This is a genomic window from Lewinella sp. LCG006 (assembly GCF_040784935.1).
GTDB lineage: Bacteria > Bacteroidota > Bacteroidia > Chitinophagales > Saprospiraceae > Lewinella.
Genome location: NZ_CP160680.1, coordinates 189,913 through 202,098 on the forward strand (window position 1 = coordinate 189,913; position 12,186 = coordinate 202,098).

The window sequence follows — 12,186 nt, forward strand, 5'->3', positions numbered from 1 at the left end:
AGAAAAATCTTTTTTGGGTAAGGCAATAAACAGCGACCTAAAAGAAAGCATTATACACAATGCCGTGCATAATGCTTTATTCTTCAGGTTTTGTATAAGTCACTATGTCAATTCCAATTCCGTTTGGGTCTTTTATTGCAAAATGTCTGTCTCCCCAAGGTTCGTCTCGGATTTCAATTTCTATATGAATACCTTTATCTTTCAGTTGTTTATAAACCTCATCTACTTTCTCAACTTCAATGGTCAAATAAACTCCATTCCCGTTAAATGCAGACTGGAAAATATTTTGTTGGCTGGGGTGGTTGGGTTGTAAAAAACTGATTTCTGCCGAATGATTGGGGGTATGAAGTAATAAATAAAATTCGTTTTCAAAACTTACCCCAAAGTCCAATGTTTCTGTGTAAAACTTCTTGGTTTCCTGTAGTTTGTCGGTAATCACTCCGGCATTAAGTTTCATTTGGTTGGTTGATTGTGCATACGTCCAACTTACCGTAAGAACAAATGCGGTTAATAAGATTGCTTTCATTGTCAATGATTTTGTTGTTACAAATTTAGGTTGACAAGAAACCAAGACATTGTAAAAATCGGACAAATCTTAACGGAAGGCTTCGGAAGGTGTTACACCGTAGAATGTTTTGAAGGTTTTAATAAAATGGGCTTGGTCAAAAAAACCAACATCAAAGTACAATTTGTTCGCTCTTAGACTTTGTTTTGAAGGTTTAGCATTTAATATATATTGAAAGCGGACAACGTTACAAAACGATTTTGCTGTAGTGCCAATATAAAAGTTGAAAATCCTACGCAGCTGTCTTGGACTTAGACCTGTATTAAGGTCTTTTTCGGTATCCAAATACCCATTCTTTTGAAAAATCAGGATTAGCGCATCTAAAAAACGGTGATCATAATTGGTACCTTTATTTTTTAAAAGTCCGACTAATTTTCCGTTCATTATTTTTGTAATCTTTTCAAATGAATCCTCAGCTTTGATTGCGGAATTAATCCACTCGGAAAAATTGGGTAAAATTTTGTTCAGTTCTTGGGATTGATTACTTAAAATTTTGGCGTCCACTCCGAACAAGTATGGAAAAGCAGAAGGTAAATAACGAATACCTATATAATCAAATTCCTTTCCTATAGGGAATTGAACGAACTTTCGGCAAAATCCCATTACGAAGTTTTCAGCCGGTTGTTTATGGTCAAAAAAAATATCGATACAACCGTCAGAAACCACTCGATAATTGTAATCTATTTTTAAGGTTTCCTTTGTTTTAAGTTGCCAAAAGCAGTAAATATAGTTTTCAATTGCTTTATTTGGCAGTATTTCTTGATAACTTATTTCGCTATCATTAACCGAAACGGATGGTTGAATCGGTTTATAATATTCTCTTATACTTTTCAGTTCATCCACTGTGTTTTTTTTGGTTTTGTGCACATCTCAAGTTCTGTCTGCGTACCCTTCTCCAAAAACAGATCACCTTCCCATCACCAGCGCAGACAGGTCAGTTGCCGACGGCCAAAGCCTTTGGCGACGAGCTGTTGGAGCTGTCTCAAGAGGTTTACGACCTTTGATGGAGGTGTGTAGTGCTTTAGTTTTTCCCAGTAATCAAAAATTCTTTTAAGGTAACCAAGGTTAACCAACCACCCGTAATATTATTTGCGGTAAAAATAAATCCTACGTCGCTCTCAGGGTAGTATCTATAGAAAGAAACAAAATCCCTCGTAATGCCAGTATGCCCATAGGATTCTCCAATATTGTCCTTTCTTAATTCAAAGCCCATTCCGCGGGAAAGAGATTCGTTTATTACGGTGTGTTTTCTAAAAATATCATCATACGTTTTTGGAGACAATCCGACTTTATTCCTTACCGCTATGGCGAATTTTGCAAAGTCAACAGGGTTCGTCATTAAACTAGCCGCCATGTTCGGTTCTTTAAAGCCCGACCTTGATGGAGTGCCTCTGTAAAAACCGTCGGCAATATTGTTTCTTACATAATCATTCGTTTTAAAATAAAAGTTGTTTAGCCCCAAAGGCTGTATTAATTCTTCTTCAAGGATAGTTTCAATATCCTTGTTAGTTAAGTGTACAAGAACTCTTTTTAGATATTCAAAACCTTCACCGGAATAGCCAAATTGCATGCCGGGAGTAAAGAGCAAATCAAATTCGCCTTTTTCATTCCTTTCTGCCCAGTTTGGAAAACCTGTTTGATGGTTCAATACATGACGTGCAGTAATTAGCCTGTAACGGCTATCGTGTTCCACATCAGGAAATGGCAAGTATTTGTATAAGGGCTTGTCTAAGTCAATTACACCTTTCTCAACCAACCGCAGTACTACAAAGGAAAAAACTGGTTTGGTAATAGAACCGAATTCAAATATAGTAGACTCGTTTACAGCTTCTTCTGTAATCGGATTTACAACTCCATAAGCTTTAGAATATACAACTTGTCCGTTCTTAATGATGGCGAGAGAAGCTCCGGGAACCTGATAGTAGTCCAGGTTATGAAGTATGAACTCATCCAACATACTTATGCTTGTACTATCTAAATTAAAAATAACCCCCTCTTTTGGTATTGTCGACTGCAGGATGAGCGTGTCAAGCACAAGGGTATGATGGTTCTGACTGACCGTAGGATCAATATTGAAAAATACTTTCGAAGAAGTCTCATTTATTCTAATAAAGCCTTGGTCCCAATCCCTATGCCAGTGATAGTTGCTATAAGGGGTAGCTACATAGTCTCCAACAGGTAATAACAGTTTATAATTTCCCGTAGAATCGACTTTTACAAACTTGATGAAGGCTGGGTCATACTTTGATTTAATGATAACCTTATCTGGAAAATGAATTATCGAGTCGTTTGACCACTTTACCAGACCGTTAACCATAATTGAATCGATGGATTGAGCCTGAATTTGCAAGCAAAAAATTAAGCTACAGATTATCCCCGTTGGCAATAATTTATTAATTATGCTCATTTATAAATGTCTAAAAGTTAAAATAAAAATAGTTAGGTGTTTTCCTTTGGTTGCATTACACACAACGTTTTTCGGTGCCGCGCAGTGTCTGCCTTAACCAATGTTGCGTCATGGTTTTAACGTGACCAATTTAGGGATTTTAACCCGAAGAATCAACGTTGTGGCGGCATTGACGCGGCAGCATTGTGGGGCCAGTGGCGGTTTAAACAAACTGATCTTTATGTCATCACTTCAAATTACTCATGAATTCAAAGTAAGTATACTATTTCAATAAGTTTCAATTCCACAAATCGACCTCAAACAATAAACGTTTTGATAATCAATAGATTACAAGCAACAATTGTCTTCTGACCTTAGATTCCAACTTAAAATCATCCAATTTTTGTCATTCAATATTTAGTCGTTTATTCGTATTCTCCGTCTATTCGGAAATCAATTCTTCTTTGCTTTATATGTTGTATTTCGTTTATCACCGTGCTTCTCAAACAAACCCATCTCCACCCCTTCTTGTAAATCTCTACTTGCTGTGGCTGAAGAAATATCTTTAAACACTTCCATATAATCTTTCCTCGAGAATGACGCAATATTCATTGATTTAAAGTATCGTAATCGATCGTCTCTTTTCATTGTTCTATTACTAAATGATAACAACTCATCTAGTGATTGGCCAATTACTCTAAGCATGTATTCTATAAAAATTGTGGATTCGCCATGGTTATCACTTGCTCCTAGTACATCATAATATTCTCTTTGAGTATCACTTATTAATGTCTCAAATGGGAGATACTCAAATACAGGATATGTTTTCGACAGAATCACACTTTGCCATAATCTTCCCATTCTTCCATTTCCATCCAAAAAAGGATGTATGAATTCCATCTCATAATGAAAGACACAACTTTTGATCAATAATAAGTCCTCTGTCTCTTTCAGATATTTAAACAAGTCACTCATCAAATAATCCACATTTGCTGCGGGCGGTGCTAAATACGCTACTTTATCTCCTTGAACAATACCTACATTTTCAGTTCTGTATTGTCCTGGTTTTTTAATTAATCCCTTCATTAAAAGCTTATGTGCCAATAAAAAGGACTTTGCTGAATATGGATCATATTTCTCTAGGTTCTCATATACTTCAATCGCATTCTTGACTTCTAGAATATCTTCTTTAGGACCTATTACTCGCTTATTGTCGAGTATCGCTGTAATTTGGTCCTCAGTTAGTGTATTACCTTCAATCTTTAGAGAAGAATGGATAGTCTTTACCCTATTCCTTTTTCTCAATTGAGGTGAAGGTTTATCTAAGTATAGCGCTTTAGCTTCACCTAGTCGCTCAGATATTTGCGTTACTAACTTAAAAATTGTGGATGTGAGACTATACGGGGGCTTCACTGATACTATCATTTGATACTATCAAATATACTACTTTCCTTTTAGAATGGGAAAAATTAATAGGCAATAGCCATTGGCCCCAACGTTTTTCGGGACATGTGAGGTTCGCAGCGAAGCGAAGAAGCTTGTGCAGCACGGGCTTGCCCTAAAAACGTTGTCCAAGATGCGGAGCGGAGTGGAGTATCTTGGTCAACGGATTTGTATATGAGCTGTGGCGTGTCTCGGCACGAACCTCTCCAAATAAAAACCGGCTTTGGAAGATCCTGCGGATTTTCCAAGTGAGGACTGAACAAGCCATAGCTTATATACTGTGTTGTGGTGCGTTTTTTTTAACGTTTTGTAAATCCAAATATTTCTTAAAATTGTGTCGAAGTCGGCTTGTTAAAAACATTCCGAATAGATAAAATAAAATTCCCACTGCAATTACAATTATTCCAAAAATTGAGGTTTCATTATTTAATTCTGTAATTATTATGAAAATCAGTCCTATTAATACAGTAAGAATAGGGAAAATAGCTAATACGGGATTTGGTTTAATTTTTAAATTTATTAATGTGTTTTTCCCTGATTTTATTATTTTCCCATATAAATATGCAGTGCTTCTTTTAAAATTTGGCACATACCATTTTATATAAGTCCATTTATCATAAGTTTCAAACTCATTTTGACTTGTAAATTTCCCAACAAAGCTTAAGTTACTTTGCTTAAAGATGTCTTCAATTTTTTGCCTTAAATTATCTCCATTCAAATTCGAAGAGTAATTTATATTTTTGGTATTTAGTATTTTGTCAATCATTTTCTGTCAGTATTTATTATTATAAATTTTAAAAATTTTCCGTTTGCCTTTTAGTCCGAAAAGAATCATTTCAATTTTGATTTAAGATACATTTTTCAATTCCTCCACAAACATTTTCGGCATTCCATTTCTCCGAATCTTCAGACTTTCTCGATTTTTCTTAAATGCACCACAACGTCTCGGTGCCGCGCAGTGTCCGACTTAACCAACGTCACTACATGGTTTTAACGTGACCAATTTAGGACTTTTTACTCGAAGAACCAAGGTCATGGCGGCATTGACGCGGCAGCATTGTTGGCTGCAGTATTCTCCTCTTATCATTATTACTCAAGACCTTTTTAGGACTTGAATCAATAAATAATCTTCACTTTCATAAATTATGTTAAATCCAAAATCTGTAGGAATAAAAATTTTAAATGGTCGGTCTAAGAGTATACTTTCCCTTTTTCCGTTACTCTCTATAATAATTTTTTTGACGCCTGCCGTTGTTTTTGATTCAAAAGCAATATCTCCATACGGCGATGAAATGCTACCCGATCCTCTAACCTCTATATCCCAGTTCTCTGATACTGCAATTTCTATAGGAATACCCGGCAAAGTATACTTAACATAAAAAACAGCACCTTCATAATTAACTTCTCTTGTTCTCTGTTCGATTTCATTGATTTTTTTCTCAATTGAGTTAAGCAAGGAATATCTTTTGCTTTTTCGATTTTCAAAAAGCTCTCCAACTCTTGCGCTCAATTCATTTGTTTCAGTAGTACCTGTCAATTTATCCCAAAAACCTAGTTTTTGATATGCTTGGTTTAAAGTTTTACTAGTTCTCTCATAATCTCGGGCTATTCTCAAAAAATCTAGTGCTTCAATATGTAAACCATCAAATCCAGGAGGAGCAATGATTGTTCTAAAATAGTCATAGATTTGTTCAACATTTGCTGTTTGTCTGTAATCATACCATTTGTTGTAATAAAAAAACCTTTCGTCAGTACTTCGCTTGCAAAAAACGTTCTCTCTACTTGATTGATACAGGATTCTTTTTTCGAAATATGTGATATTTTTTTCATACAAACCATAATGGCTGATTAAATTGTAGACTATATCAAAGTCGCTCATATACCCAGCCTCTCTTACATCTAGTTTTCCGCATATATCTATTTTCCCTACTTGGGCATGTAGAGGGAATTGGATTATCATTGTCACTAAAAGAATTTTCCAAGAACTCATAAGTAAAATTGTGAGGTTTTTTGAATAAGTTATATGGTAAAAAAGATCTACGAAAATTTTTAATAATTTCTAGGAGACTGAATAACATTGTCAAGTGATACAAGCTTAAAATAATTTCGCGCATTAGTCTCTATAAAAACTAAGAAAATGGTTCACACTTCCCATTACACATAGTTTATACCCTCTTATCTGAGTACAGGACAAAAGTTATTTTGATTAATATGAATGGCAATTTTACGCATAATCTGGCCTGAAAACCTACAGTGCAGGTCAAAATAAGGGTAGTTAAGGCTAATCATATTACCTTCTCAAAGTTTTGTCCTGTAGAATCCATCCATTCTTTCGTCAGTTTTTCACATATTGCCGCTAACGTTTTTCAGGACATGCAAAGTTCGAAAATTTTCGACTGCGCTGAGAAAAAATTTTGAATTTCTGCATGTCCCGTGTTGTGCGAGGTTCGGAGCGCAGCGAAGAAGCTTGTGCAGCACGGGCTTGTCCGAAAAACGTTGTTCAAGATGCGAAGCGCAGCGGAGTATCTTGGACAACTCTGGGCTGGGCGCAGGCCGAGGAACGAGGCTTGTCGCACAGCCTAAGTTCTGCGAAGGCCTTATTTTAATCGATCTTTCTCGTAAGCTTGATCAATAAGAGATGCTAGATACTCTAAATCATCTATTGATTTTAAGGTAATTTCATAATCACCATTACCAAGGTGACCAATCGTTGAAACGTCTTTGGCTATCCCCCTTGGGTCTTCTAACTCACCAGCATTTAGATTCAACCATATCTTCAATGAAGACTGCTGTAACTTCACATCTAATATATTTCCTGTTCCTATGAAAGAGATATAGTGCTTATTTACCTTAAGACTTACATCCTCTCTTGAAAGAATGTAATCCTTAATAGCTGTGTATATTTTAACTATCGCCTTATTTCTAATTTTATCAATATGATCTATTTCTTCTGTACGTACAAGCCCCCTAAAAAGCTCAATATAATCACTTACTCCTTCGATAGCATTTTCAAGGTGGCCTACTGGATATTCTATGCCAACACTGTGAACTAATGAATTTCTGACTCGTCGCAGTTCCCGTAACTGATTAAACTGAAAACTGCTAATTAGCCCGTCTTCCAAAAACTCCTTGATCATTTGTGGCATGAATCCCCTTTCTACATCGCCCTCATTCTGTTGATAATATACCTGTCTAATTACATCTTCTAATTCTTTCCATAAAATTATAAAGCGGCCAATTAAGTGGTTATTCTCCCCTGCAACAGCTTCTGCAACATTTTCAATGTCCTCTTCTGGAACGACTACTTCTTCAAGCTTATGAATTGCAGATTCTATAAACTCCTGAATGTCATCAATGAGTTGATTTACTTCTTCAAGGTCAATTTTACTAAAGCTTTTATTATGAGCAATTTTATTTCTTAAATCGTATAGTTTTTTCCATCTCTTATCAAGAAAGTCACCGTCACAATCAACGATAGTCTCAAAGTATTTTGTCCAATTACTGATTGGTAAGAGCGATCTAATTTCTTCAATATCAGTATTATCTAAGTTCTTGGCAGTTCTAAGTCTTTTAACAAGATCATCCCTATGAGAAGGATAATTCTCGCTAAACAAAAAATTTCTAAGCTGTATAAAATCTACGTTATTAAGAATGTTGACGTCTTTATTGTTCGAGTTTATAGACTTCTCTACATCTACTGGAATTCTATCTGAGTCCCACCCCATCCCAAGATTTACAAGCATGAACTTTGTTAAAAGTTTTCTCATCAGATTTTCTATGGAATTGATTCTACCATATGCTTGCTCAGAATAGTATCTTGATATATCATCCCATATCGTATACTGTATTCTATTCACCATAGAAAGAACTTTCCTAAGCCTCTTTAGTGCTGCCGTAAAGAGCGGCATTTCTGATTCTGACTCAATCCAAAGTCTTAGATGAAAATACACTGGTTTTTTTCCCGTAGACACATTTCCCTTTGCAACTCCATAATTAAATTGGAAACCATTAAAGACAATTTGATCTCTATTGATTACAAAATCAGAATCTGACTGAATGAGATTCTTGAGGGCTTTTACTGTTTTACAGTTAATATCCTCTACAATGATCAAATATTCGACTTTATACATATCTCAATTTTAATTTCGCAGAACGTTTTTCGGGACATGCGAAGTTCGAAAATTTTCGGCGCAGCCGAGAAAATTTTTGAATTTCCGCATGTCCCATGTTGTGCGAGGTTCGGAGCGCAGCGGAGAAGCTTGTGCAGCACGGGCTTGCCCGAAAAACGTTGTCCAAGATGCGAAGCGAAGCGGAGTATCTTGGACAACTCAGGCTACTGCGCAGCCCGACGAAGGAGGGTTGTCGCAGTAGCAAAGTTCTGTACAGTTTTCATATAGATTCACCGTCATTAAACGGAACTCCTTGACCACCGTTGTGTTCCCATCCACAACTATGCGCAAACTCATGTAAGACTACTTCAGCAATTCCAAATCTTGCATCTAAGAGAATCTCATTTATTCTATTTATGCAAATGTGTATATGTTTTGAATTAATACTTAAAATTACAAGTTCGCTGTTATGACCTAAGTCTGGACAGTCTGAGCATTTTACGAGTACATTAGGGTCCGTTAGTCTATCTCTAATACAATTCCTTAATTTCAGATCAGTTATGGTGTCGTCAAGGATATCTAATGCTCTCCAAATTCCTTTAGTGATTGCCCCCTTATACCCTTTGCAGTCACCTAACACTCTAACTCCGGGAGTTATAGAATCCGAAATATTATTAGAGCTCCACCCTATATTTCTTCGCCAGTAAAACTCCTGCACCCTACCATTTCCATTTTTCAACTTTCCTACTATATGCTGTGATTGATCTGTATGAACATAGCCAACGGGATCCGTTGTAAATTTCTCTCCTTCCAATCGATTGGATAAGTTATTGTGTTTCCAACCTCTATTCCTTTTCCACCATAATTCATGTACATCCCCCTCCTGATCTCTTGCAATCACATGCTGAGTTCCATCTGGATGAGAGTAGCCATATGGTCGGCCAATTATTTGTAGACCATTTACATCATCGGATAGATTGTTTTTGCGCCAACCTTGATTCCGTTTCCAATAAAACTCTTGGATTTTCCCATTACTTAGTCGCCCAATTATATGCTGAGACTCATCCGTGTGGACGTACCCTATTGGATCCGAAACAAACCTTACTCCTCCTAATCGATTAGATAGGTTGTTGTGTTTCCACCCCAAATTCCTTTTCCACCATAATTCATGGATATTACCCTGTCTATCTCTTGCAATCACATGTTGAGTTCCATCTGGGTGAGAGTAGCCATGTGGTCGGCCGATTATTTGCAGACCACCTATATCATCGGATAGATTGTTTTTGCGCCAACCTTGATTCCGTTTCCAATAAAACTCTTGGATTTTCCCATTATTTAATCGTCCAATAATATGTTGAGACTCGTCCGTATGAACATACCCTATTGGGTCTGAGGCAAACTTTATCCCTCCTAATCTTTCGGATAAGTTGTTTTTGCGCCAACCTCCTCCTATTCTCCACCAAAGCTCATAAATACTCCCATCTTGACCTCTTCCAATAACGTGTTGTGTTCTATCAGGATGTGAATATCCAAATGCAGGACCTAATAATTTGATCCCACCCACTTTTTCACTCAAATTGCTAAAGTTCCATACGCCATTTCGCTCCCACCAATACTCATAAATATCCCCATTTGCTTGAACACAAATTATGTGTTGTGTGCCAATCAGCTCTTCATCACTAGCATATGTTGAAAATACACTTACTGGTTGAAGATGAGAATACCCGAACGGGGTGTAATGTGAACCAAACCGCATAACTAATTATTATTTTAAACATTAAATATATCACAACTATCAACATCATAAAAAACTACACCATGAATTATCACCTGGAAGTTATAATTCATAATTGTACAGAACGTTTTTCGGGACATGCGAAGTTCGAAAATTTTCGGCGCAGCCGAGAAAAATTTTCGAATTTCCGCATGTCCCGTGTTGTGCGAGGTTCGCAGCGGAGCGGAGAAGCTTGTGCAGCACGGGCTTGCCTGAAAAACGTTGTCCAAGATGCGCAGCGAAGCGGAGTATCTTGGACAACGCTTAGTGCAGCCGCAGCCCCACAATGGATCGCTTTCCAACTGCAATTCCCCTCAATAAACAGCTCTTTTCCCCCGAAGCAAATCCCTCTTGTGGGGTTGTCGGTCTGCACCTTGTTGGGCGTTTGTTTTTCATTGCTCACACGGCGGACATATCCCACCAACATCAGCATATCCACTTGCGCGGTGGGAATTCTTCTTTTCAGCTCCCACTAATGCGGACATTTCACATCCCATCAAGGTAGAACTTTTGCGGCACTTCTTCTCACCGTTTTCTGGGGGATGCTTTCCTTCAAGCATTTTACTAGCCCCTGGGTGATCATCACAAAAGCTATAACGCCCCAACTCTGGCTTGTGTGCAGGCAGAGGAACGAGGATTGTCACACAAGCTTTGTTAGCGGAAGTCCTATTTTAATCATAACTAATTATTTAAGGAGTTTTATCCAATCGTTTCTTATTCGATATCTCCTTACATAGTAAGAATCAACAGCAATATCCCTATGTCTAGCTGGACGTAATTTAATCTGATTAGAAAATATATTCAAAATATCATCTTTTGTAGCGTTTGTTCTATTGCTGATTAGCTCAGTTGATACTATTTCACCATGACAGTTTAGACCAAATTTTAATGAAAAAACACCCTTTTTATCTTTGAGGTGGATCAATTTTAACTTTCTATAAAATTCACTTTCATTCACAATACTAGCTAACTCATCGCATATGTTAAATACCATTTCTGATTCACAGAAATCAGCTCTATAAATGGCCGCATTATTAACTAATTCATTGATGTAATTACCATATTTTCTATACTGCATATTCACTTGCTCGCCAGGACTAATTATGATAGGACTATTCTTACAATAGTCTTGTAAAATGTAAGTAAAATAGTTACAATCATTACCAAATTGTGTTTCTGGTAAGTCCTCTATTGAATCACAGCTACTATAGGTTACATATTTTACACATTCACTATTATTATCTGATGGCATGCCAATTAGAACTCGACTTTTAAATGGTGGAATGTAATACCGATGTTCTATCCCTCCAATTTCATAAATGATGACCAAACCCTCTTTATACTCCATAGGTATTTCAAGTATTCCATCTTGGATCTCCCCTATATATCTGTATTCCCTGGTTTGACTATTGATTATAGCAACTTTTTCGATAGAAACCACAAACTCTTCCAAACGATCGAGAGCTAGTTGATTATCATACTGTATTATTCTGATCTCTCTATCACTTGCGAATAATTGTTGAGGAATCACGCTAACAGTACAAACTATTAATAGAACCAGTCTTTTTTTAGCATTTACTTTCATCCTACAATCAAGTATAATTTTATGTTCATTCTTTCTAATTTCCGCTAACTTACTTATATGCGAAAGTCCCCCCCTTTTTGCCGTACTTTTACAAACCCATCCTTTGGGGTACCAACCTCCACTCACTGCCTTAACAGTAATCGGCGCTGGCTTTCCTCTTTTTTAAAAACGCCATTTTGCTGTGTAGTCCTGCCGAGGCAGTATGTCCAGTAGTATGCAGGGACTGCTTGCAGTCTGGAAAAGGGGTGCCGGTATTGTGAATAATTTAAGCAGTATTCAGCTCCGGAAAACAGCAAAAAAGAATAGATAAGGAGAGATGAGCCA

General features: G+C 36.9%; 9 protein-coding genes. All 9 read right to left on the reverse strand.

Features of this window, described 5'->3' with window-relative positions:
- Positions 1–76: 76 nt before the first annotated feature.
- A complete protein-coding gene (locus AB0L18_RS00625) occupies positions 77–457 on the reverse strand; it encodes a VOC family protein (protein ID WP_367393196.1) in 381 nt (126 codons plus the stop codon).
- A 138-nt stretch (positions 458–595) separates the two neighbouring features.
- Positions 596–1,408 carry a DUF6597 domain-containing transcriptional factor gene (locus AB0L18_RS00630; RefSeq protein WP_367390653.1) on the reverse strand — a complete coding sequence of 271 codons (813 nt, stop codon included), beginning with the start codon at positions 1,406–1,408 and terminating at the stop codon, positions 596–598.
- Between the two features lie 178 nt (positions 1,409–1,586).
- A complete protein-coding gene (locus tag AB0L18_RS00635) occupies positions 1,587–2,972 on the reverse strand; it encodes a serine hydrolase domain-containing protein (RefSeq protein ID WP_367390654.1) in 1,386 nt (461 codons plus the stop codon).
- A gap of 432 nt (positions 2,973–3,404) precedes the next feature.
- Positions 3,405–4,364 carry a Fic family protein gene (locus tag AB0L18_RS00640; protein ID WP_367393197.1) on the reverse strand — a complete coding sequence of 320 codons (960 nt, stop codon included), beginning with the start codon at positions 4,362–4,364 and terminating at the stop codon, positions 3,405–3,407.
- 301 nt (positions 4,365–4,665) lie between these two features.
- The gene (locus AB0L18_RS00645; protein WP_367390655.1) at positions 4,666–5,160 is read right to left on the reverse strand and encodes a hypothetical protein; all 495 of its coding nucleotides are present in this window, start codon (positions 5,158–5,160) and stop codon (positions 4,666–4,668) included.
- A gap of 327 nt (positions 5,161–5,487) precedes the next feature.
- Positions 5,488–6,384 carry a hypothetical protein gene (locus tag AB0L18_RS00650; protein ID WP_367390656.1) on the reverse strand — a complete coding sequence of 299 codons (897 nt, stop codon included), beginning with the start codon at positions 6,382–6,384 and terminating at the stop codon, positions 5,488–5,490.
- Between the two features lie 607 nt (positions 6,385–6,991).
- A complete protein-coding gene (locus tag AB0L18_RS00655; protein WP_367390657.1) occupies positions 6,992–8,524 on the reverse strand; it encodes a DUF5655 domain-containing protein in 1,533 nt (510 codons plus the stop codon).
- A gap of 259 nt (positions 8,525–8,783) precedes the next feature.
- The gene (locus AB0L18_RS00660; protein ID WP_367390658.1) at positions 8,784–10,259 is read right to left on the reverse strand and encodes a hypothetical protein; all 1,476 of its coding nucleotides are present in this window, start codon (positions 10,257–10,259) and stop codon (positions 8,784–8,786) included.
- A gap of 703 nt (positions 10,260–10,962) precedes the next feature.
- Complete coding sequence (locus tag AB0L18_RS00665; protein WP_367390659.1) at positions 10,963–11,862, reverse strand: hypothetical protein; 900 nt, start codon at positions 11,860–11,862, stop codon at positions 10,963–10,965.
- Positions 11,863–12,186: the final 324 nt, after the last annotated feature.